Source organism: Methylotenera versatilis 301, assembly GCF_000093025.1.
GTDB lineage: Bacteria > Pseudomonadota > Gammaproteobacteria > Burkholderiales > Methylophilaceae > Methylotenera > Methylotenera versatilis.
In genome coordinates this window covers 428,253-451,985 of record NC_014207.1, presented here as the reverse complement: position 1 = coordinate 451,985, position 23,733 = coordinate 428,253, and the positions used below count along the sequence as shown (strand labels likewise).

Genomic DNA, 23,733 nt, shown 5'->3' with positions numbered 1-23,733 from the left:
CATATAGTATTTCGGGAGATTTAACATGGCAGCAAAAGACGTAAGATTCGGCGATGAAGTTCGCCAAAAAATGACAAACGGCGTGAACATTTTAGCTAACGCAGTTAAAGTAACATTAGGTCCTAAAGGCCGTAACGTAGTATTAGAGCGCTCATACGGCGCTCCAACCATCACTAAAGATGGTGTTTCAGTGGCTAAAGAAATCGAATTAAAAGACAAATTCGAAAACATGGGCGCACAGATGGTAAAAGAAGTGGCTTCAAAAACTTCTGACATCGCTGGTGACGGTACAACAACTGCTACAGTTTTAGCTCAAGCGATTATTCGTGAAGGCATGAAATCTGTTGCTGCTGGTATGAACCCAATGGATTTAAAACGTGGTATCGATAAAGCTGTTGCTGCTGCGATTGCAAACTTAAAAGAGCAATCAAAACCATGTACAACTAGCAAAGAAATCGCGCAAGTTGGTTCTATCTCTGCAAACTCTGATGAAACTATCGGTAAAATCATTGCTGATGCAATGGACAAAGTAGGTAAAGAAGGCGTCATTACTGTTGAAGACGGTTCTGGCCTTGAAAGCGAATTAGACGTAGTTGAAGGTATGCAGTTTGACCGTGGCTACTTGTCACCATACTTCATTAACAACCAAGAACGCCAAATTGCGTTGTTAGATAATCCATTCGTATTGTTACACGACAAAAAAATCTCAAACATCCGCGATTTACTTCCAACATTAGAGCAAGTAGCTAAATCTGGTCGTCCATTATTGATCATCGCTGAAGACGTTGATGGCGAAGCTTTAGCTACTTTAGTAGTGAACAACATCCGCGGCATCTTGAAAACAACAGCTGTTAAAGCACCTGGTTTCGGTGATCGTCGTAAAGCAATGTTGGAAGACATCGCGATGTTAACTGGTGGTACTGTGATTGCTGAAGAAGTTGGCTTGAAACTTGAAAACGTAACGCTTGAGAATTTAGGTCAAGCTAAGCGTATTGAAGTGGGTAAAGAAAACACAATCATCATTGATGGCGCTGGCAATGAAGGCAACATCAAAGCACGTATCGCTCAAATCAAAACACAAATCGAAGAAGCTTCAAGCGACTACGATCGTGAAAAATTGCAAGAACGCGTAGCTAAATTAGCTGGCGGTGTTGCAGTGATTAAAGTTGGCGCTACAACTGAAATCGAAATGAAAGAGAAAAAAGCGCGCGTTGAAGATGCATTACACGCAACACGTGCAGCAGTTGAAGAAGGTATTGTTGCTGGTGGTGGCGTAGCATTGATTCGCGCACGTGCAGCCATTGCTTTGGTTAAAGGCGATAACTTAGACCAAGATGCTGGTATCAAAATTGTATTGCGCGCTGTTGAAGAGCCATTACGTCAAATCACACAAAATGCTGGTGTTGAGCCTTCAGTAGTTGTGAACAACGTTGCTGCAGGTAAAGGCAACTACGGTTATAACGCTGCAAACGAAACATACGGCGATATGATTGAAATGGGTATCTTAGATCCAACTAAAGTAACGCGTTCTGCATTGCAAAATGCTGCTTCAGTAGCTGGCTTAATGCTAACGACTGATTGTATGGTGGCTGAACTACCTAAAGACGACGCTCCAGCAATGGGCGGTGGTGATATGGGCGGTATGGGTGGCATGGGCGGTATGATGTAATTTTGCATTTAAGCAGTTGAGTGATACTGCGTAAGCAGGCCTATTCTCACTCTCCTGCTCAACGCAAAATGCTTTATATAGTATTGCAAAAGAACAAAACCCGCTTCGGCGGGTTTTGTTTTATCTACCATTCTCCGTCATAATTACAAATTACGCTGATTGCATCACTCGCATTAAAGCATCCCCCTTAAACAACGAAAGAACACACAATGGCAATTGAATTAAACACTTTAACCCAACGCTTAAGTTATATCGTGGGCGAAAACATGGCATTTCAGCTTAAAAATGACGGGCTGGAACTGGATGCAGAAGCGGTCGCGCTGGCTGTAAGCGATGTAATGGAGAATAATCCATCACGTTTGTCTGATGCTGAGAAAAGAAGTACCGTCGATCAAGTGCAAAAAGAGAGTCAAGAAAAACAAATGGCAGCGCAGACTGAACAGTCTGCAAAAAACCAAGCTGAAGGCGCGGCTTACTTGGCTGAAAACGCTAAAAAAGAGGGGGTTATCACCACAGATAGCGGCCTGCAATATAAACCACTGGTGGCTGGCAATGGTGAGAAGCCAAGCAAAAGTGATAAGGTAAAAGTGCATTACAAAGGCACGCTGATTGATGGTACGGTGTTTGACAGCTCTTATGACCGTGGTGAGCCTATTGTTTTTCCTGTGACTGGCGTAATTGCTGGTTGGGTTGAAGGTTTACAGCTAATGCAAGTTGGGAGCAAATTTGAGCTAGTCATTCCATCGCAATTAGCTTATGGCGCGAACGGCAGTGGCCCAACTATTGGCCCAGATGCAACCTTGATATTTGAAGTTGAATTATTAGACATCGAGTAAGGCACGCGCTTTCAGGGTGGATGAGCTAAGATATGCTAACTCATCCCTAGTCTGACATCTACCTAATTTTAGCGTGTCCGTCAGATTGGATTTGGTTTAGCTTTCACATCCCAAATCAGTTTTCCACTCTGTAAGGTTGCTTCTGGAAAGTCACTTTTCTATTCAACTAGAACTGTTAATCGAGTAGTTACTCGTTGTTCATGACAACATTTCTATCATTTTTATTTAATATAAATTGTTCAGCCTGTTCCGCAACAACTGGGCGACTGTGTAAATATCCTTGTGCCGTATCGCACTTATGCACTCTTAAAAACTCGAGTTGCTCTTCTGTCTCCACACCCTCGGCAACAAGCTTCATATCCAAATTTTTAGCCAGCGCAATAATAGCTTGAGTAATGGCAACATCATTTGCATCTTCGGGCAGCCCTGAAACAAAGCTACGGTCAATTTTTAATGTATCGATGGGATATCGCTTGAGGTAACTCATTGATGAATAGCCTGTGCCAAAATCATCTATAGAAATAGTAAAACCTGACTGGCTGAGTTTTTCCAGCTTGTCGAGTGTTTCTTTTGAATGGTCCATCAGAATGCTCTCGGTTAACTCAATGGTTAACAAATTAAAAGGCAGTCCTGTTGACTCTACGATAGCCAGAATACGCTCAACAATATTAGCTTGTATTAACTGCCTACCCGACAAGTTTACGCTGATGTTAATATCTACAGCATGGCGCTCTCGCCATTGTTGCGCCTGAAGACAGGCTGTATATAAAACGAATTCACCAATAGGGATAATCAGCCCTATCTCTTCAGCAATCGGAATGAAGTCAGTGGGACTGATTAAGCCTAGCTCGGCGTTGTTCCAGCGCACTAATGCCTCAAATCCTGTCGTCTGGTTAGATATTAGGTCTACCTGAGGCTGATAGTGAAGTAGCAGTTCGTTATTTTCTAATGCACGTCGCAATGCGCTTTCCAATGAAAATCTAAGGATGTTCTTAGATTCCATTTCTGGCTGATACATTTGATAAGAATTTTTTCCTTGATTCTTGGCGCTATACATGGCGGTATCAGCATTGCGCAGCAATATAGGGATATCAGCAGTATCAGTTGGACACAGGCTCACTCCGATACTAGCACCTATAAAAACTTCCCGCCCCTCTAGCACGAAGGGTTGCGACAATGTGTTGATGATTTTTTTTGCAACTTGTATAGCTTCCTCTGCAATTAGAATATTTTCTAGAACTAATGCAAATTCATCGCCCCCAATTCGACAAAGTACGTCGCTTGTGCGAATTACATTGCTAAGGCGTTTCGCTACAGCCAATAGCAAATCATCACTGACATTATGTCCCAAGGTATCATTTACAATCTTGAAATCATCTAGGTCAATCACCATGATGCAGCAGAGCTTCTTATAACGAATGGATGAAGCTACAGCGCCCTCCATTCGCTCTTTAAAGTAATGACGGTTGGGTAGCTTTGTAACTTCATCATAAAAGGCCAATTGTTGAAGGCGATCCTCCGCATGTTTGCGCCGAAGTAGTTCGGAGTCTAACTTGGCCTGATGTGATTCAATTTTACCTAGCATAGTATTGAAGCCAGAAGCCAGTTCTCCCAGTTCATCTTTGCTGTCCAGATTAAAACGCAGTGAGTAATCATCAGTGTTAGAGACCTGTCGCATGGAGTCTGTAAGACCAATAATTGGTTTGGTTAGATTAATCTGCAAGCGCCGAATCATATACACACCAAGTGCGCCTGCTAATATCATGCCGAAGAATATCAACAGCAAAAACTTCCCTAGTTGAATGTAGATGTGATGGAGAGAGGCAACAATATAGATTTGCCCTACTTGTTGGTTGCTTACACCTATGGGTTGCTGGATAACTACATTTGATAAGCTGTTCCAGAATGTCAATTTCTGATTAAGGTCTATTTTTACCTGCAATGGATATGAAGAGAACGTTTGCCCTTCTCTATTAAGCACCACTACTTTCTGAATGTAGGGCGACCAGCGTAACGCTTCAAGCAAATGCTGCGCGGATTGAGCATCATTGAAAGCAATTGAAGCCGACAGGCTCTCGCCTAAAATCCGTGATTGAATTTTTAGATCCTGAATTAGATTATTTCTATTTGTTATCAGAGCGATAATAGCAATGCTCAATATTAGCAGGGTCATAGTAAAACTTGCTGAAATCAAGTTGATTAGCAGTAGTTTTTTACCTATTTTAAAGTCGCGAAGTAACATGGTTTGGTAGCTTAATAGACTGTTTTTGCTAAACTTAGAAGTCTTGAATTCAAATGCAGACCTGATTTTTTAGCGGCTACTGTATCAACCTCAAAAACGATACGTTTATTTTCAATCTTCATACCGATAATCGCACCTTTCCCAATGAGGTGAGGTCTTGTATATCAGTGATTGTTAAAATAGGGTTACCATCCAGATACTCTAGAATTTCTGGAATACGCTGCTTATCTTCTTCAGTGAGGAAGAGTGCTTGACACTGCTTAATCTCGTTGAGATTGTAAATTTTTCTGATGACCAGCTTGGCCCCATGTGGCTGGTTTTTGCTGAAATTATCAAGCTCCTGCTTTAACTGATTTGACTCCAAAGTGCAGATTTGCAGAGTATTGTTAGGTAGGCTTGGCCAGTCAGTAAACAAGGTAAAGTTGTAGACAAATGCCGCTTTCATGGCATATTCAGGCAAAGCTTCGGCTTGGCCTGCCGTTGAATATAATAGAGCGGCAAGTAGAGAGAATATAGAGCTGAATAGGCGCTTCATTATTTGAGCCTATAAGTCAGTTGTAGCCAGACATTACGTCCATCTTGTTCTATGGTAGTAATCGGCGTGTTGTATTCAGGCGCGCTATGTTCATAGCGTTTATCTAGCAGGTTGCGAACGGTCAATGAAACATCTAGATTCGGTAACAAGCGGTCGGTACTGACGGTAAGGTTAGCAAGCGCATAACCGCTAATTGGGCGGCTTAATCCATTGTTGCGGCTTGAAACAGCCTGTATCTCTAACCCCGTCCGTACCGCATTTGCATATAGCGGGGCAGATAAATTGAATTTACCTAAATAATGTGGTGAGTTGATAGTCCAGTTGCCATCAGGATTACGCGCATCCTGATAAGCGTAACTTGTACGTAAGCGCAAACCATTGTCACTATGGTGTTCAAACTCCAGTTCCAGACCATTGGTATATCCGCCCTTGCCGTTGGAATACTGTATAAAACCAGAATCGTAAGGAGTGCTAGCAATCGAGTCTTCAGTAGCTTGGTGATATAAGGAAGCCAACAGCCGTGTTTGATTGCTCCAGCGATGCTCCAGTATCAGTTCAGTTGCAGCAACGCTTTCCATTTGAAGGCTTGCGTTGGGAAATTGCGTAGATGCATCAGTGTAATATTTTTCGAAAATCGTAGGTGTCCGATGTGCAATGCTATGTGAAAGGCGCAATGTGTAACTTGGTATGGGTTCATAGATAATTGCGACGCGAGGTGAGATTGAATCACCATCATCCGTGAAATGGTCATAACGCGCGCCCACATTGAGCCAAAGATTATTAAGTAGCGCTATTTCATCTTGACCATATAAGCTGATGGCTTGGCGGCCATAGTCTGCAAGTAATACAGGATTTACAATCTTACGTTGATAATCATTCCGATACGCAATACCGAAGACGAGCTTGTGATGGGAAAACCAGTTACCGACGAATTTAGCTTCGGTACCCCACCGACTTCCGCTGGCAGCTTCCTGCCAAATTTCACCGCTGAAAGCTGAGTTTTGATGAAAACGATAGTCGCTATAATCAGTTTGTAAAGATAGTTTGAGATGGTCCGACAGATTTGTATGGTATTGCCCCGAGATGAATTTAGTTGTGTCTTCATAAGAATAAGGGCTATTAAAATCGCTAGCATATGGTGCTGTAGGAACATCTTTATGGCGTTGACTATAACCTGTTTCAATAGACCAAAAATCTCCCTGAACCTTCGTGAATAACCGCAGGTTGTTCTGCCCATCAAAATTCTGAGCAAGGCCACTGTTATGTGTGGGATCACCATTATCAAACTCGGGAAAGTAAAAATTTTGCCCTTTGCTATTAAGCCCAGAAGCTGACAACAGCAGATCTACACCACTGTCGAATCGTTTGCCGTAAGAGAGTCGCCCTTTCTGGGTCTGATAACTACCCAGTGACAGTGCCGCTTGAGTGCTATCTAAATCCGCCCCCTTTTTGGTAAAGATATTGACGATACCAAAAAAAGCATTGTTGCCATAAGATACCGAGCCAGGACCAGATACATACTCCACGCGGTCTATCAGTTCAGTGTCAACTAAGCCGTCATTACCGAAGTATGATTGGTTATACACATTATCATTAACCTGAACACCATCAATTAGCAGCATGATACGGCCACTGTAATCACCAGGGCTACTGTAACCGCGCCCTCCCAGAAAGTCATAAGCACGGTCATAGGTAATGTTAAGGCCGCGCATGCTGTTAAGAATTTCAGCTAATGTACGATAGCCATAGGCTTTGATGTCTTCTGCCGTGACAATGCTGACCGCAGAAGGCGCATCACTGACCTGACGGGCTATTTTTGAAGCGGTAATCACCTCCAACTCCAGCAACTGTTCAAGCGAGGCGGTGGTTAAATCAGACCTGCTGGCATCGTCAGCTTTGGCAATAGCATTTGTGCTTGATAGCGCAAACAAGGCCAATACAATAATCAGCAAACGTCTGATTTTTACACTCAAGCAAATTGATGCCTTTTTCATATCACTATCCATGGCTGACAGATTGTAATTGCGCACATGAGAGCAGTTACAATCTCATTTAATTTATCTATCACTACGTTAAACGATCAAAAATTAATGATCTGTTCACATAAAATATCGGCAATAAATCACTCAACTAAAATGCCACCTCTAGTAGTTAAGTTCAGGTGTGACCCTATAACTTGTTTCAATTGCCTTTAAAATCGCTTCAACACATTACTGAATTGTGAAGGCTGATAGAACATCTACTTCGCTTCTATCAACCATGGTGTTCCAAGTCCCGTCGCTATTCTTGCTACAGCTGGTGTGAAAATACGTTGAATTGATCATTTGCTTAAATTGCTGGCTATAGCGTTTTTCATGCCACTCCCCTTTAAAATTAGGTTACATCTAAAGAAAATAAAATCATTGTTAAATTTTGTAAATTATCAAACAAAGCCAAACATCTATCTGGTTTAGAAAATATAAAAAGCGTACTGTGATAGCTCAATAGTGCTTAGTAACGTCGTTAAATGAGAGGAAAAGTCTACATGACAGAGACCTCATTAAATCTGCCAAAGTATCCAATATTGGATAACATCGAAGTTCCAGCGGATGTATTAGAAAGCTGGCAAATTACTGCTGACCTGCTAGCGCAGATTGCAAATATTCCTGCAGCACTCATCATGCGAACACATGACGATGAAATCGAAGTGTTCGTATCTAGCTCCAGCTCTGGTAACGTATACCATACAGGTGAAAAAGCTAATCTGGACTCTGGCCTTTACTGTGAAACTGTCATGAATACACAGCACGCATTGCTAGTTCCGAATGCAATCACAAATCCAGAATGGAACCAAAACCCAGACATCAAGCTGGGGATGATTTCTTACTATGGACTTCCTCTTAACTGGCCGAGTGGTGAAGTTTTTGGCACTATCTGCATACTCGATACCAAAGAAAACCATTACAGTAAAAACACTTACGATCTGATGGAGCGATTTCGCGACAGCATTCAGTTAAGCTTAGAACATATTTATAAATCCAGTATAGCTTTCAGGCAAAGAGATAAAGCCCAGGATGCTTTACGCGATAATGAAACGCTTTTTCAAGCCGTTTTTGAAAATGCCGCAGTGGGCATTGCGCAGGTTTCTACAGCCGGGCATTTTCTACAGATTAACAGAGAATATTGCCGCATTATTGGCTACTCCCAAGAGGAAGTACTCACCAATAATTTTACATTTCAACAGATTACCCTGCCTGAAGACCTCAAGATAGACGTGCTTAATGCTAAAAAACTTATTGATGGCGAGAGCGACAAATATATAGCGGAAAAACGCTATATTCATAAGAACAGCAGTATCGTTTGGGTCAATCTTTCGGTACAGCTATTGCGTAATAATACTGGTCAACCTCTTTATTTTATTAGTGCCGTACAAGATATTGGTGATCGAAAACTTGCAGAAGAAGAACTAAAGCTTGCTGGCTTGGTATACAAGAACAGTAGCGAAGCAATGGCCGTGACTGATGAAGAGGGGCGCATCCTCGCGATCAATCCCGCATTTACTAAAATGACTGGATATGAGTTTGACGAAGTAAGAGGAAAAACACATGCAATGCTGCAATCGGATCAGCATAGTGTAGATTTTTATATTGCCATGTGGGATTCGATCGCCGTCACAGGGCAGTGGCAAGGCGAAGTCTGGAATAAGCGTAAAAATGGGGAAATTTACCCTGAATGGTTGACCATTAACACCTCGTATCATAAAGACGGCTCAGTTCATCGACACGTAGCCTTATTTTCAGACATTTCAGCTATAAAAGAAGCCGAAGAACTCATTCTCAATCAGGCCAATTATGACCAGTTAACTAAACTACCAAACCGCAGACTTTTTAACGATAGGCTAGAGCAAGAAATCAAAAAATCTCAACGGGAAAAACACTCTACAGTGTTGCTCTTCGTTGACATTGACCATTTCAAGGAAGTCAACGACACGCTTGGGCATGATATGGGCGATCGACTGCTGATTGACGCTGCAATGCGTATCAAATCTTGCGTACGTGACTCGGATACTGTCGCCCGCCTTGGTGGAGATGAGTTCACCATCATTTTGACGGACCTAAAAGATAATTTAAGTATCGCGCAAATTGCGCAGAATATTATATCTAGCTTGTCTGAAGTGTTTCATTTGGGGACTAGAAAGGCTTTTGTCTCAGCGAGTATCGGTATTGCATTTTACCCAGAAGATGCAACAAACATCGTTGAGCTTCTCAAAATTGCCGATCAAGCGATGTATGTCGCCAAAAGTGCAGGTCGTGGATGTTATCGTTTTTTTACTAAGGCGATGCAGCAAGAGTCAGATTTTCGTATACGCTTATCTAACGATCTGCATCAAGCACTACACTCAAAGCAATTCACGGTGCATTACCAGCCGATTGTTGAACTCAACACTGGTCATATACATAAAGCTGAAGCCTTATTGCGCTGGCAGCATCCGGAATTAGGCGCTGTTAGCCCAGCCATATTTATACCGATAGCTGAAGATAACGGAACCATTCACGAAATTGGCAATTGGGTTTTTACTCAGGCAGTAAATCAGGCTGCGCATATACAATCTTTGATAGGTCGAGATTTCCAAATCACCGTTAACAAATCGCCAATACAGTTCAAAGGGCATGATGAAATCATTCATAATTGGATCACGCTGCTCAATGACATCAATCTACCAGCCAAAAATGTTGTCGTTGAAATCACTGAGGGTATTTTAATGGATGTTGTTGGCGACATTCCAGATAAGCTATTAGCATTTCGAGAGGCTGGAATCAAAATTGCGATTGATGATTTTGGTACGGGTTATTCTTCGTTGTCTTATCTAAAAAAGTTCGATGTTGATTATCTAAAAATCGACCAGTCGTTCACTCGCCATCTGTCCCTAAATGCTCCTGAATTTGCTTTATGTGAAGCGATCGTTGTCATGGCGCATAGGTTAAATATCAAGGTCATTGCAGAGGGTGTGGAAACGGAACTACAGCGCGAGTTATTAAAACTGATTGGCTGTGATTATGGACAAGGGTACCTATTCTCAAAACCAGTGCCAGCAGCAGAGCTTGAAATATTATTGCAGAAGGATTTATAAATAATTCATCCATCCTTAACATTAGGTCAGAATGTAACCTTCACCAATAGTCTAGCTTCCATGCCTACAAGCCTATGTATTGCCGCATTAGGAATCACGGCTTTTAACCTTAGTATCATTTAGCAAAGCCTTTTCCAACAAACGCTCTATATCAATTTTTTGTAAGGCTTTTCTATAATCTTCAAAATCTTCAATAGAAAGTGGACGGCTAAATAAATAACCCTGATATTCATAGCAACCAATTCCTTCTAAGAAGTCTCGCTGCCCTTCAACTTCTACCCCTTCGGCAATTACAGATAGCCCCAAACTACTCGCTAGCGCAACAATAGTACGGGCAATGACAGCATCATTCTGGTCGCTCAATACATCTCTCACAAAAGATTTATCGATTTTCAATTGAAAAAGCGGCAGCTGTTTTAAATAGCTTAATGATGAGAATCCCGTGCCAAAGTCATCTAATGAGAATCTAATTCCCGCACTTTGCAGCAAGGTCATCTTAGCAATCACGTCGTCCATATCATCGACGAGCATACTTTCCGTAAGCTCTAGTTTTAATCTCTGCGGATTTACGTTTGTCGCGCTTAAGACATCTAATACTTGCGCCACAAAATTAGGCTGATGAAATTGTCTGGCGCTGACGTTAATTGATAAATTCAAGTGTTCTGTATCTTTAGATCCAGCCCAAGAAACCAGTTGTTTGCAACCGGTTTCTAACACCCACTTACCTAGAGGCAAGATAAGCCCCATCTCTTCTGCTAATGGGATAAATTCTAGTGGGGAAATAAGGCCTTGCTTGGGATGGTTCCAGCGAACCAAAGCTTCTGCACCCGTCAACACGCCTGCTCTATCTATTTGAGGTTGGTAATGCAAGACAAATTGATTGTTACCGATGCCATAACGTAGCGTTTCTACTAAGCTCGCCTTGGTATCCATGTTGGCTTGTATTTCTGGGTCAAAAAAACGTAAGCAATTTCTGCCAGCAGATTTTGCTTGGTACATCGCAATATCTGCACGTTTTAGCGCTTCATCTACCGTGTCATTTTTACCATAAAATATCGTAGCGCCTAAGCTGGGCGTGCTGTAATGGCCATCCGGCACTATCTCGTAAGATTGATTGAGGGCATGGATTATTTTAGCGCCCACCATCTCTACATGGCTTTTAGCCGCTGTTGGCTCTAAATCAAGATTTTCCAGCATTACCACAAACTCATCACCGCCAAACCTGGCTACCGTATCGCAATCTCTTAAACAACTTTGTAGCCTTAATGCCACATGTTTTAGCAAAGCATCACCCATGTCATGACCCAGCGTGTCATTTAAGGTTTTAAAGTTATCTAAATCTATAAATACTAATGCACCATAACTTTCACTTCTAGCACTGCTGACTAATGCACGCTCTAAACGGTCAATCAACAGTCTTCGATTAGGCAACTGCGTTAATACATCATAAAAAGCCAGTTGCTTGATAGCATCTTCAGCAGTTTTTTGTTGAGTAATATCTTGAAAGGCACCCACTAAACGCACAACTTTACCATTTTCATCAATGGCACTGCCCTGTGCTCGCACCCATTTATGATTTTTTTTGGCTGTAATGAGCTCTAGCTCTATATCCCAAGACAACCCATTTTCAATCGCATTATTTACAGCTGCACTAATCCTTGTCTTTGATTCTAGTGTATAAAAATTCATGACTTTGGTAATTTCAGGCACATAATCATCAGCCACTTCATGAATTCTCTTAATACCTTCTGACCAATAAAGACTCATAGTGGCTAGATTAAGCTCCCAGCCGCCAACCTTTGCCATATCACTGGTTCGGCGCAGCAACTCCGCATTAGAGTTAGCTAGCAACTCCGTTGCTTTACGCTTAGAAATATCCATGTGTGTGCCGAGCACCCTGATTGGAGCACCATCAGCACTGCGCTCCATCACTCGTCCGTGATCGTATACCCAAATCCAACTACCATCTTGGTGGCGCATTCTAAACTCTAATGAGAAGTCAGCAGTTTCACCTTTAAAATGTGCCTCTACAGCGGCTAATACTTCATCTTTCTCATCTGGATGCAGTAACTTCACAAAGGCATCCATGGACTGCTCAATCTCAGACAATTGATAGCCTAGCATTTCAGCCCAACGCGCATTATAAAAGGCCTTCCCTGTTGGTACGTCTAAATCCCACAGGCCAAGACTGGCGCCTTTAAGTGCTAAATCCAATCGTTCATTACCCTTAGTAATTTGCTCAGAAAGATTATGGCGTCGTATAAGACTCACGGCCCAACGAGAAAATAGATGTAAAAAATCTATCTCTGTTGCATCAAACCCATTGAAATGGACTTGATAAGACTGAAACTCCAAGCCATAGCGCTGCTCATCCACCAAAATAGGCAATCCAATAAAAGACTCAAAACCCATGAGTGAATAAGCTCTAAGTTTTGCATATTGAGAGTTTGCCATCTGCTCAACAAAACGAATGTCGTCTGTCTGAAATAATAATGAAGAATAGCTATCTTCAAAAGGAAGCTCTAAGCCATCATATAAACGCTCGTCAGGCGAGCTATGCACATCTATCTTGCAGCGATCATCCTGAATCTTACTTAATATCCCAATGTCCATGCCCAGATACTTGGCAGCAACAGCGAGCGCTTCTTTTAACTGCTGTTTATAATATGTATGTATCGCCTGAGATGAAATCTCATTCAGCGCTTGCATAGCTTCACGCTTGCGCCGCAGTTTTAATTCAATGTTCTTACGTTCAGTAATATCGTGCGCCATGCCTAGCGTACCAATTAGATTGCCATCGATATCTTTAATGCCAGTTTTAGTCACCTCAAACAAGCCATAGTAGCCATCATTAAAAGTCAGCCACTCTTCAGTAATTAACGGAAAATCTTGATTAGTGGCTTTTTTATCGTGGGATCGAAATAACTCTGCCAACTCTCTATCAAAAAAATCATAGTCTGTTTTGCCAATAATATTAGGCTTGTCGCTACCTAGAAACCGCTCAAAAGAACGGTTGCATCGTAAAAACTCACCTTTCATATTTTTCATCCACACTAAATCAGGAATAGCCTCAATAGAAGCTTCTAGCTGACTAGTGGCAGTAAATATGGCATTTTCTTGATTTCTACGCTCGCTAATATCACTGGCGATACCGATAAATCCAATGATATGTCCTTGCTCATCAAGCATGGCAGAAACGGCCAGCCTCACTGGCACCCGAGTACCATTTTTATGGATATAGCTCCACTCATGGATATCCGCCATGCCTAATCTAGCTTTGGAGACAAACACCTCAAAACCTGGTGCTATCGTTTGGTTAAACTCAAGACTCAAGTCAGCAGCTCTTGCTATGATTTCATCTGGATCATGAAAAATAGCAGGTGTATGCAGACCAATCAATTCTTCTTGCTCGTACCCTAGCAAGCGTTCTGCGGCTTGATTAAAAGTTAGAATAATGCCTTCTGGCGTAGTTGAGATAATGCTATCCGCAGCGCAAGCTAATAATGCTTTTTTAAATGCCGCCCTTTTACTCATTTCATCAGAAAGCCATAATAATTGTTTTGAAGAAATTTTAGCTTCAAGTAGATGCATGACTTGTCGAGCCAGCACACCCAACATATCACGTTGTTTTAAAGTAAGTTGATTCGACTTACGATCTATCACGCACAGGGTTCCAAGCGCCAAACCATCACTGGTGACAATTGGCATCCCTGCATAAAACCGAATATCCGGAGTACCAGTGACTAAAGGGTTATCGGCGAACCTGCTATCTTCAAGCGCATTGGAAACTTCAAGTAAGTTGCTGTCATTGATAGCATGCCCACAAAATGAAATGTCTCGTGGAGTTTCCGTAGCCTCTAAACCAACTCTACTTTTAAACCATTGCCTGTCTCCGTCTATAAGAGAAATCAGGGCGATTGGCACCTCACATATTTGAGAGGCGAGCAGCGTAATATCGTCGAACTCTTGTTCGCTTACTGTATCAAGAACTTCATATCGTGCTAATGCTAAAAGTCGTGCTGACTCATTTGCTGGAATTTCAGGTTTTAGCAAAACAAACCCCTTTTATAATCGACCACTCGTAGACTAATATCATATATAAAGTGTGAGCAATCAAAGGGCTAATGAACTTTAGTTTTATTAGCTTATTTATAGAATGCGTTTTGATTGAACAATAAAACCAAAAAAAAAGCCCCAACTCAAAGGGGAAAGAGTTGGGGCGAAATGCCTTATTGTCTAAGGCTTCCGCTCAGGGAGGAAAGAAGCGGAAAGCTAGCTAAAATCTAATTTAGCTATCATGTAAGTTCAGACTGACCTTACTTGGCTTTAGTTCTCGATTTTTTGTAACATTTTGTATCGTTTTGTAATCAGATTACTTCCCAATTTTTAACTCATCCCATGCGATAATATCGTCATGGAAACCGAATCTACATTACTCACTGGCCTTAATAATAAGCAGCTAGAAGCTGTCACCCTACCACAACAATCTGCACTGATTTTAGCTGGTGCAGGTAGTGGTAAAACACGCGTCCTCACAGCACGTATCGCATGGTTGATTCAAACTGGGCAAGTTTCACCCACAGGTTTATTAGCCGTGACGTTTACCAACAAAGCCGCTAAAGAAATGCTCACGCGTATTACGGCATCATTGCCAATCAATACACGTGGCATGTGGGTAGGTACATTTCACGGACTGTGTAATCGCTTGTTGCGTGCTCACCATCGCGAAGCTGGCCTACCAGCAAGCTTTCAGATTTTAGACATTTCAGATCAGCTCTCTGTGATTAAACGCTTGATGAAACTCATGAATGTGGATGATGAGAAGTTTCCACCTAAGCAAGTGCAAAACTTTATCAATGGCTGTAAAGATGAAGGCTTACGTGCGCATGCTGTAGAGGCCTATGACCCGCATTCCACCAAAATGCGCGAGATTTTTGATGAGTACGACAAGCAATGTCAACGCGATGGCGTGGCTGACTTTGCCGAATTGCTATTGCGTTGCTACGAGTTGCTGGAACGCGATACCAATATCCGTGGCCATTACCAAAGCCGCTTTAAATATATCTTAGTGGACGAGTTTCAAGATACCAACCGCCTGCAATATTTATGGCTAAAACTGCTCGCTGGTGAAGACAACTGCATGTTCGCTGTGGGCGATGATGACCAATCCATCTATGGCTTCCGGGGTGCACGCGTGGGCAATATGCGCGACTTTGAAAAGGATTTCAAAGTACAGAATGTTGTAAAGCTAGAAGAAAACTACCGCTCACACAGCAATATTCTAGATGCAGCTAACGCGATTATTTCACACAATAATAACCGCTTAGGTAAGAACTTATGGACTAGCGCAGGCGCGGGTGAACCTGTGCGTGTGTACGATGCTTATAACGATACCGATGAAGCACAATTCATCGTCGATGAAATTAAAATGCTGCATTGCGAGGGCACATCATTAGGTGAGATTGCCCTGCTCTATCGCTCCAATGCGCAGTCACGCATTTTAGAACAAGCACTGTTTAACGCCAACTTGCCTTATCGTGTGTATGGCGGTTTACGCTTTTTTGAGCGTGCCGAAATTAAGCATGCACTTGCTTACATGCGTTTAATTGCCAATGCAAATGATGACACAGCGTTGTTGCGTGTCATTAACTTCCCAACACGCGGCATTGGTGCGCGCAGCCTAGAACAGTTACAAGAAGTTGCTCGCGCAGAAAACTGTAGCATCTGGCAAGCAGCGATTAACAAAGTCGGTAACGGTAAGCTTGGCGCTAAAGGCATAGAAGGCTTTGTCGCCCTGATTAGACAGATGGTTGACAATGCTTACGGCATTAGCCTGCGTGAGCTGACTGAGTTAGCCATCACCATGTCTGGTTTAGTCGCCCATTATGAGAATGACAAAGAAGGTGAAGACCGTATAGAAAACTTGAAAGAGTTGGTGACTGCTGCCGTATCGTTTACCAACCGAGATTTTGGCAACCACAACAATGTGGATGGCGAAACCGAACAAGATTTACTCACACAATTTCTAAGCCATGCCAGCCTAGAAGCAGGTGAGCACCAAGCAGACGTCGGGCGCGAAGCTTTGCAGTTAATGACAGTGCACGCCTCCAAAGGCCTAGAATTTAAAGCTGTATTTATCAGCGGCTTAGAAGAAGGCTTATGTCCGCATGAGCAAAGTTTGTTTGAGAATGCAGGCTTAGAAGAAGAGCGCCGCTTAATGTATGTAGCGGTCACTCGCGCCAGACAAAGACTGTATTTAAGCCACGCACAGAGTCGCATGCTGCATGGCAAAGTGCGCTATGGTATTCCATCACGCTTTTTAGATGAAATTCCAGAAGAGTTACTCAAACGCTTAAACAGCAAGCCTGTCGCAAGGTCTGGCAGTAACCGCGACTATAGCGAGTTGCCAGCCATGATGAGTAAGCAACAAAGCAGCAACCAGAAAAGCGCCATGCCGTGGAAAATAGGTCAGCAAGTCGCGCACACTAAGTTTGGTAATGGCGTGATTGTGAGTTACGAAGGCAACGCCAACGACATGCGTGTACAAGTGAACTTTGGTCGTGAAGGCTTGAAATGGTTAGCGCTGGAGTTTGCTAAACTTACGCCGATTTAGCGCCACTTTAGCACCAACTCAACACGCCATTTAATTAGAATGGCGTGTTTTAATCAGCTGATTCTGTGATGTTAAAAACATCCACGTAACTAGTATACAAACTGGTCATCATCACTGGCACAGCCACGATTAAGCCTAAGCCAAACGGAATAATCGCAACCACTAATATCACCATAAAAATCAATCCGTATAACAAAAACGGCAGCATATTTTTTAGGCAGGCAATAAAACTCAGCTTCATTGCTTCTAACACGGTTAGGTTATGCAATCCAATCAGCACAGGTGCATACCAGTAAGCCATCAATATCGGCACAATAAAAAGCATGGCGATTAAAATCGGTAACACCATGGCATTGGCTTGCGCAGGGCTAACTTCTTGGCCTTTCATTATCAATTCAAGAGTATCTTTATCTAACGTTAAAACCACCATCACCATAATCACTAGCAGGCTCAACATATAAACACCGCCTACAGCAATCAGCTGTGCGGTATTTTTCTTAAAGCCTTCAAATAAATGATTGATTTCCAAATCTTGCTTTAGCACTAGCGCTTTGCAGCCCCACATCATCCCTGCCGCAAAGACAGGGGCTAACAATGTGGTGACTACAGAGCCAATCACTGGGATGAATGAGATAGGAATAATAATCGCTAAATAAATCAGCAAAATCACAATCCACATCACTGGGTTGGCTTTAAACAAATTAAAGCCGCTCACAATCCAAACCCAAGCATTGCCTGCTGGAACTTGTCGGCTCTCTAAAGTTGTACTGATTGAGTTTTCTGTCATGATATTTTTCTCTATTTTGACTTGGCTAAACTAGTGCGCAATTTCAAGATTCTTTGAAAATGGTTAGGGTCTTTTGCATGTGTCAGCTCGCCCGCTTGCGGATAGATTTGATCATACAAACGTGACAGCCAAAAACGTAAAGCAGCAATGCGCAGCAAGGCTGGCCATGCAGCATGTTCAGCTGACGTAAATGGTCTCACCGCTTGATAAGCATTGAACATAGCCTCTAGCCTCGGCGTATCTAAACTACCATCGGCATTCACACACCAGTCATTGACGGCAATCGCCAAATCGTAAGCCAGCAGATCGTGGCAAGCATAATAAAAATCAATCAAACCGCCGATTTCATTGCCATCAAACAATACATTATCACGGAACAAATCCGCGTGAATCACGCCCATAGGCAATTCTGCTGTATCAAGCTCAGCTTGAAATGCTAAAGTCTCATTTAATAATTGTTGATCTGCTGCTGGCAAATGCGGTAACACTTGCGTTGCAGTTTTAACGCGCCAATCCATACCACGCTGATTGTGACTATCATGTTGCGGAAATTCCGCTTCAAAAGATTGACCTGCAATATGCATTTTTGCCAATACTGTGCCTACTGCGGCGCATTGTTGCACATTAGGCGCCTCAATATCACCTCCGTTTAAGCAACTAATTAAAGCCGCTGGCTTTCCATTAAGCATATGTAAACTATTGCCAGATTTATCTGCAATTGGCTTAGGGCAAGGAATACCGTGTGCCGCAAGATGGCTCATCAAGTCAATAAAATACGGCAGCTCTTCTAACGTATTGTGCTCAAATAAAGTCAGTACGAACTTATTTTGAGTGCCATTATGTTGAGTTGTGACGAAGTAGTTTGTGTTAGTAATACCAGATGAAATACCTTTTAGCTCTACAAGTTCGCCTATTGCGTAATCTTGCAGCCAAGTTTGTAATTGTGGAATGCTGACTGAGGTAAATACTGACATAAATTAGAGTATGGATTTGAGGGTTGTAAAATTATTAATAGGTAGCTAGAAATTGAGGAGATTAAATAAATAAAGAGGGCGATATACCCTCTTTATTTTTATAGTAGTGGTTTCATTAGAACCTAAAAATCGTCCACTTAGGAATACTCATAGGCTGGCTTGGCCCATCATTCACCCAACCACCATTTTGGTCTTCTTTGTGCATGTAATACGGTACACCGTGGGCTGGCGTAATTTTCATCATGTAAAGCTGACCGTTAATGCGATACTCCTCAATCGTCTCACCTTTTTTCTTGATGATAGTGACTTGCGGCTCATCGGCATTATCTTCATTGGTAATGGCAGGTGGTGGAATATCTTCTAATGGCTGTAAATCAGCAGGTGGTGTTTTGGCTTTCGGTGTTTCCGCAACAGCCAATGACGGCAGCTGCGCCACACCCAGCACTAGTAAAAGTGCTACATTTTTCCAGATAATACTCTTAGAGATCTTACGCATGGCCTGACACCTATTCTTTAAAATTGAATCGAAACCTGATGTGTTGATTTTAGCAAATTACACGCCAATATAACGCATTTACTATAAATAAAGCTGCACACGCTCTTCATCCGCAGACAATTTGAATCCACGCGTTTCATAATGTTTGAATATCGCCTCGACAACGTCTTTTGGCTCATCAATCACTTGGATTAAATCTAGATCCTCTGCCGAAATCATTTTTTCATCGACTAAAGTCGTTTTAATCCAATCTACCAAGCCGCGCCAAAACGCTTCACCTACCAAAATAATCGGCATTTTCAAGCTCTTGCCAGTTTGCACTAAGGTAATCGCCTCCATCACCTCATCCAAGGTACCAAAGCCACCAGGCATTACCACATAAGCACTGGCATACTTTACAAACATGACTTTACGCATGAAAAAATGCTTAAAATTCTGGCTGATATCTTGATAAGAATTGCCCGTTTGCTCATGAGGCAATTCAATGTTCAGACCTATGCTAGGCGACTTTCCTGCGAATGCACCTTTATTAGCAGCCTCCATAATGCCAGGGCCACCGCCTGAAATCACGCTAAAACCCGCGTCACTAAGCAAACGTGCAATGTCTTCAGTAAGCTTGTAATAAGGGTGGTCAACTGGCGTACGCGCGCTACCAAAAATAGAAACCGCTGGGGTAATTTCTTTCAGGCGCTCCGTAGCATCCACGAATTCTGCCATAATCTCGAATGCATGCCATGACTCATGGCCAGTTTGGTGTTGCCCACGCACATCTGGGTCAGCAAGTTTTGGAATTTTTTTTGTAATCGACATAATCTAACTTTCTTAATTTCGCCTACTTGGTTTTATTTTTACCTTAAAAATTCAAAGGTTTAAGTGAGGCTAGGCGCAAAACTTTTTTAAGACGAGCCGCATATGTATTATTATGCAAACGGCTTAAAGAAGTTGGCAACAACGCATCGCGACAACCTTTGGATTTTTATATGAAAACTTTGTTATTAGTTGATGGTTCATCTTACCTGTATCGTGCTTTTCACGCTATGCCTGACTTACGAAATAGCCAAAATGAACCTACCGGTGCAATACAAGGTGTGCTCAATATGTTGCGCCGTTTACACAAAGATTATCCTAGTGATTATAGCGCCTGCGTTTTTGATGCAAAAGGCAAAACTTTTCGTGATGATATTTATGCAGAATACAAAGCGAATCGCGCCAGCATGCCTGATGATTTACGTTTGCAAATTGAGCCGCTGCATGAAGCGATTAAAGCCATGGGTTGGCCGCTTATTGTGGAATCTGGCGTAGAGGCAGATGACGTGATTGGCGCACTGGCGAAACAAGCTGAGCGCGAAGGCATTCGGACGATTATTTCAACTGGCGATAAAGATATTTCGCAGTTGGTGAATGAACACATTACCGTGGTAAACACCATGCGCGATGCTTTCAGGCGTACCGATGATGTACTAGATATTGCTGGCGTTGAGAATAAATTTGGCATTCCGCCCAGCTTAATGGTCGATTACCTAGTGCTGATTGGCGACACCTCAGACAACGTGCCCGGCGTCGAAAAAGTTGGTCCTAAAACCGCTGTGAAATGGCTAAAGGAATATGGCTCACTAGATAACATCGTCGCTAATGCAGATAAAATCACAGGTAAAGTGGGTGAAAATCTACGCGCGGCGCTGGGTTGGTTGCCGACTGCACGCGAACTTATCACTATTCGCTGCGATGTGGGCATACAAGAGAATTTAAGCGACCTCTCCCCGCAAACCATTGATAAAGCCAAACTTGCTGAACTATTTGACCGCTTTGAATTTAAAAGCTGGCGCCGTGAACTGGAAAACATGCAAGATAATGCGCCCGTGCCTACTTCAGGCAACGTGACTGCAAAATTTCCAACCTCACAAATTCAGCCCACACAAACAGCCGATATGTTTGCAGTCACACAATTTACAGCTAATACCAGCCGTAACTTTGAGACCATTTTAACGAATCAGCAACTAGATACTTGGTTGGCAAAACTGCAAACTGCCAAATTGATGTGCTTTGATACCGAAACCACTTCGCTAGACCCAATGACAGCAAAAATTGTCGGCATGTCATTTAGCGTAGAGGCTGGCAGCGCGGCTTATTTGCCGCTAAAACATGATTACTTTGATGCGCCAGAGCAATTAGACTTTGTAGAAACACTCGCGAAAATCAAACCGATTTTAGAGAACGCTGCCATTAAAAAAGTTGGGCAAAACTTTAAATATGATCAACATGTTTTAGCTAATCACGGCATTGCGCTCAATGGCATTGCGCATGACACCATGCTGGAATCTTACGTATTCGAATCGCACAAAACACATGGCATGGATGCACTCGCCGAACGCCATTTAGGCATACAAACCATCTCATTTGAAGAAGTCGCAGGCAAAGGCGCAAAACAAGTCACGTTCAACCAAGTGACGGTAGAAGTTGCAAGTGAATATGCCGCAGAAGATGCGGACATTACACTGCAATTGCACCAAGCCATGTACCCACAAATCAGCACAGATGCGAAGCTAGATTTTATTTATAGCCAAATTGAAATGCCAAGCTCGCAGATTTTATTCACCATAGAACGCAACGGCGTGCTGATAGACCGCGACATGCTGAATATTCAAAGCAATGAAATCGGTGCAAAACTTGTAGCGTTAGAAAACCAAGCCTATGAACTGGCTGGGCAGCCATTTAACTTAGGTTCACCTAAACAACTGCAAGAGATTTTGTTTGATAAGCTTGGCATTAAACCTACCAAAAAAACGCCATCTGGCGCCCCTAGTACCGATGAAGACGTATTGCAAGAGTTAGCATTAGACCATCCATTACCCAAAGTATTATTGGAATATCGCGGCTTGGCAAAACTCAAATCCACTTACACAGATAAACTGCCAAAAATGATTAACGCGCAGACGGGTCGTGTTCACACCAGTTACAACCAAGCGGTGGCAATTACAGGCAGATTAGCGAGCTCAGACCCTAACTTGCAGAATATCCCTGTGCGTTCGGCAGAAGGTCGGCGTATTCGCGAAGCATTTATTGCACCAAAAGGTTCGCACATTGTTTCTGCCGATTACTCACAAATCGAACTGCGCATCATGGCACATCTATCGAAAGACGAAGGCATGCTAGCCGCCTTCGCCAATAATGAAGACATTCACCGCCATACAGCAGCCGAGATTTTTGGCGTAGAGCGCGAAAATGTAGATAGCGAACAACGCCGTTACGCCAAAGTCATTAACTTTGGCTTGATATATGGCATGAGCGCATTCGGCTTAGCGCAAAACCTCAACATAGAACGCGGCGCCGCTGCGAGCTATATAGAACGCTACTTCGCCCGCTACCCAGGCGTGCGCGAATACATGCAAAATACCCGAGAAATCGCCAAACAAAAAGGCTATGTAGAAACCTACTTCGGCCGCAGATTATGGGTGCCAGAAATCAACAGCCCAAACGGTACGAGAAGAGCTGGCGCAGAACGCGCCGCTATCAACGCACCTATGCAAGGCACTGCGGCAGACTTGATTAAACTCGCGATGATTGCCGTAGATAAATGGCTACGTCATGAAAAACTACAGACAAAACTCATCATGCAAGTACACGATGAATTGGTACTAGAAGTGCCAGATAATGAGCTGGAATTGGTAAAACAGAAATTGCCAGAGTTGATGCAGAATGTGGCTAAGTTGGATGTGCCGCTGTTAGCAGAAGTTGGGGTGGGTAGTAATTGGGAAAGTGCGCATTAGGTAACTTTAACAAGCACAATAAATTAGTAATGTCTGATTTAAGTATCCCTTTTTAGATAAAAAATTAGCAAGCCATCAAAGATTGATAATGAACTTAAATGTAATTGCATAGCCGACCTTGCAACGCTTACCCCGTGGTCAAACAAGTTACTAATACTACACCCGCCATAACCGTCATTCCCGTGAAAACGGGAATCCATTTTGAACTTAGCTCTCAATGAAACAACCTTGCGTTTACATCCTAAGCAACCAAGTACGCGGTACTTTGTATATTGGCGTGACCAGCAATTTAATTCAGCGTGTGTGGCAACATAAGCAAGGCCTAATAGATGGTTTTAGCAAACAACATGAGCTGCACCTTTTGGTTTATTTTGAGCAATTTGATGACATGACGAATGCGATTACGCGTGAAAAACAGCTTAAAAAGTGGAATCGTGCTTGGAAAATTGAGTTGATTGAAAGTGTGAATGTTGACTGGCGAGATTTGTATTTAGATTTGATTGGTGGCTAAAGTCAAAATGGATCCCCGCATGCGCGAGGATGACGAAGTTTGAAAGATGTATGGGCTAAACAATTAACCGTGGAACTTCAGCGTTTTTAACTTTAAGCCCCCGGCTACCGCGCCTGCGCTTCTCGGCTTTATGGAAGTTTCAGCAAGCGGCTGTTTGAGAGAGGTGCGTTTCTGTTTGCCGCCCATGAAGTGG

15 protein-coding genes are annotated in these 23,733 nt (G+C 42.7%); 6 read left to right on the top strand and 9 right to left on the bottom strand.

From position 1 onward, the window contains the following. Nucleotides 1–25 precede the first annotated feature (25 nt). Together groL and M301_RS02130 are read left to right on the top strand one after the other, a co-directional pair. The gene (gene groL, locus M301_RS02135) at nucleotides 26–1,669 is read left to right on the top strand and encodes a chaperonin GroEL (protein WP_013147112.1); all 1,644 of its coding nucleotides are present in this window, start codon (nucleotides 26–28) and stop codon (nucleotides 1,667–1,669) included. 209 nt (nucleotides 1,670–1,878) lie between these two features. After that, nucleotides 1,879–2,505, top strand: coding sequence for a BamJ family beta-barrel-assembly machinery protein (locus tag M301_RS02130; RefSeq protein WP_013147111.1), 627 nt, complete (start codon nucleotides 1,879–1,881; stop codon nucleotides 2,503–2,505). A 187-nt stretch (nucleotides 2,506–2,692) separates the two neighbouring features. Here the strand turns inward: M301_RS02130 and M301_RS02125 are convergent, their stop codons facing one another. The 4 genes from M301_RS02125 to M301_RS02115 are packed head-to-tail and all read right to left on the bottom strand — an operon-like array spanning nucleotide 2,693 to nucleotide 7,276. Next, the gene (locus M301_RS02125) at nucleotides 2,693–4,747 is read right to left on the bottom strand and encodes an EAL domain-containing protein (RefSeq protein WP_013147110.1); all 2,055 of its coding nucleotides are present in this window, start codon (nucleotides 4,745–4,747) and stop codon (nucleotides 2,693–2,695) included. 11 nt (nucleotides 4,748–4,758) lie between these two features. After that, entirely contained in the window at nucleotides 4,759–4,869 is a 111-nt protein-coding gene (locus M301_RS14820; protein WP_081439405.1) for a YfiR/HmsC family protein, read from the bottom strand. Continuing rightward, entirely contained in the window at nucleotides 4,866–5,282 is a 417-nt protein-coding gene (locus M301_RS02120) for a YfiR family protein (protein WP_041359333.1), read from the bottom strand. Before M301_RS02120 ends, M301_RS14820 begins: the two co-directional genes overlap by 4 nt. Continuing rightward, the gene (locus M301_RS02115; protein WP_013147109.1) at nucleotides 5,282–7,276 is read right to left on the bottom strand and encodes a TonB-dependent receptor plug domain-containing protein; all 1,995 of its coding nucleotides are present in this window, start codon (nucleotides 7,274–7,276) and stop codon (nucleotides 5,282–5,284) included. The genes M301_RS02120 and M301_RS02115 overlap by 1 nt, the downstream gene beginning before the upstream one ends. Before the next feature lie 530 nt (nucleotides 7,277–7,806). On the opposite strand from M301_RS02115, the gene M301_RS02110 reads away from it, so the two are divergent. Then, nucleotides 7,807–10,392, top strand: a complete 2,586-nt coding sequence (locus M301_RS02110) for a bifunctional diguanylate cyclase/phosphodiesterase (protein ID WP_013147108.1) — start codon at nucleotides 7,807–7,809, stop codon at nucleotides 10,390–10,392. Nucleotides 10,393–10,479: 87 nt separating this feature from the next. On the opposite strand, the gene M301_RS14130 is transcribed toward M301_RS02110, so the two are convergent. Then, entirely contained in the window at nucleotides 10,480–14,445 is a 3,966-nt protein-coding gene (locus tag M301_RS14130) for an EAL domain-containing protein (RefSeq protein WP_013147107.1), read from the bottom strand. 361 nt (nucleotides 14,446–14,806) lie between these two features. On the opposite strand from M301_RS14130, the gene M301_RS02100 reads away from it, so the two are divergent. Continuing rightward, nucleotides 14,807–17,005 (top strand): UvrD-helicase domain-containing protein, encoded by a 2,199-nt coding sequence (locus tag M301_RS02100; protein ID WP_013147106.1) that lies wholly within the window; start codon nucleotides 14,807–14,809, stop codon nucleotides 17,003–17,005. A gap of 49 nt (nucleotides 17,006–17,054) precedes the next feature. On the opposite strand, the gene M301_RS02095 is transcribed toward M301_RS02100, so the two are convergent. From M301_RS02095 to M301_RS02080, 4 genes are all read right to left on the bottom strand, one after another. Then, the gene (locus tag M301_RS02095) at nucleotides 17,055–17,792 is read right to left on the bottom strand and encodes a BPSS1780 family membrane protein (protein ID WP_013147105.1); all 738 of its coding nucleotides are present in this window, start codon (nucleotides 17,790–17,792) and stop codon (nucleotides 17,055–17,057) included. An 11-nt stretch (nucleotides 17,793–17,803) separates the two neighbouring features. Next, a complete protein-coding gene (locus M301_RS02090; RefSeq protein ID WP_013147104.1) occupies nucleotides 17,804–18,766 on the bottom strand; it encodes a homoserine kinase in 963 nt (320 codons plus the stop codon). 115 nt (nucleotides 18,767–18,881) lie between these two features. Next, nucleotides 18,882–19,262 carry a DUF2782 domain-containing protein gene (locus tag M301_RS02085; RefSeq protein ID WP_013147103.1) on the bottom strand — a complete coding sequence of 127 codons (381 nt, stop codon included), beginning with the start codon at nucleotides 19,260–19,262 and terminating at the stop codon, nucleotides 18,882–18,884. 81 nt (nucleotides 19,263–19,343) lie between these two features. Further along, nucleotides 19,344–20,072 (bottom strand): LOG family protein, encoded by a 729-nt coding sequence (locus M301_RS02080; RefSeq protein WP_013147102.1) that lies wholly within the window; start codon nucleotides 20,070–20,072, stop codon nucleotides 19,344–19,346. Nucleotides 20,073–20,242: 170 nt separating this feature from the next. Between M301_RS02080 and polA the strand changes: the two genes are divergently transcribed. Beyond that, nucleotides 20,243–23,029, top strand: a complete 2,787-nt coding sequence (gene polA, locus M301_RS02075) for a DNA polymerase I (RefSeq protein ID WP_013147101.1) — start codon at nucleotides 20,243–20,245, stop codon at nucleotides 23,027–23,029. Between the two features lie 217 nt (nucleotides 23,030–23,246). Next, nucleotides 23,247–23,540 carry a GIY-YIG nuclease family protein gene (locus M301_RS02070; protein ID WP_013147100.1) on the top strand — a complete coding sequence of 98 codons (294 nt, stop codon included), beginning with the start codon at nucleotides 23,247–23,249 and terminating at the stop codon, nucleotides 23,538–23,540. Nucleotides 23,541–23,733: the final 193 nt, after the last annotated feature.

Coding starts and splice junctions, on each gene's coding strand:
- M301_RS02110 (WP_013147108.1), top strand. CDS start 7,807: ATGACAGAGACCTCATTAAATCTGCCAAAGTATCCAATATTGGATAAC.
- M301_RS02085 (WP_013147103.1), bottom strand. CDS start 19,262: ATGCGTAAGATCTCTAAGAGTATTATCTGGAAAAATGTAGCACTTTTA.
- M301_RS14820 (WP_081439405.1), bottom strand. CDS start 4,869: ATGAAGATTGAAAATAAACGTATCGTTTTTGAGGTTGATACAGTAGCC.
- M301_RS02070 (WP_013147100.1), top strand. CDS start 23,247: ATGAAACAACCTTGCGTTTACATCCTAAGCAACCAAGTACGCGGTACT.
- M301_RS02130 (WP_013147111.1), top strand. CDS start 1,879: ATGGCAATTGAATTAAACACTTTAACCCAACGCTTAAGTTATATCGTG.
- polA (WP_013147101.1), top strand. CDS start 20,243: ATGAAAACTTTGTTATTAGTTGATGGTTCATCTTACCTGTATCGTGCT.
- M301_RS02125 (WP_013147110.1), bottom strand. CDS start 4,747: ATGTTACTTCGCGACTTTAAAATAGGTAAAAAACTACTGCTAATCAAC.
- groL (WP_013147112.1), top strand. CDS start 26: ATGGCAGCAAAAGACGTAAGATTCGGCGATGAAGTTCGCCAAAAAATG.
- M301_RS02080 (WP_013147102.1), bottom strand. CDS start 20,072: ATGTCGATTACAAAAAAAATTCCAAAACTTGCTGACCCAGATGTGCGT.
- M301_RS02095 (WP_013147105.1), bottom strand. CDS start 17,792: ATGACAGAAAACTCAATCAGTACAACTTTAGAGAGCCGACAAGTTCCA.
- M301_RS02115 (WP_013147109.1), bottom strand. CDS start 7,276: ATGAAAAAGGCATCAATTTGCTTGAGTGTAAAAATCAGACGTTTGCTG.
- M301_RS02100 (WP_013147106.1), top strand. CDS start 14,807: ATGGAAACCGAATCTACATTACTCACTGGCCTTAATAATAAGCAGCTA.
- M301_RS02090 (WP_013147104.1), bottom strand. CDS start 18,766: ATGTCAGTATTTACCTCAGTCAGCATTCCACAATTACAAACTTGGCTG.
- M301_RS02120 (WP_041359333.1), bottom strand. CDS start 5,282: ATGAAGCGCCTATTCAGCTCTATATTCTCTCTACTTGCCGCTCTATTA.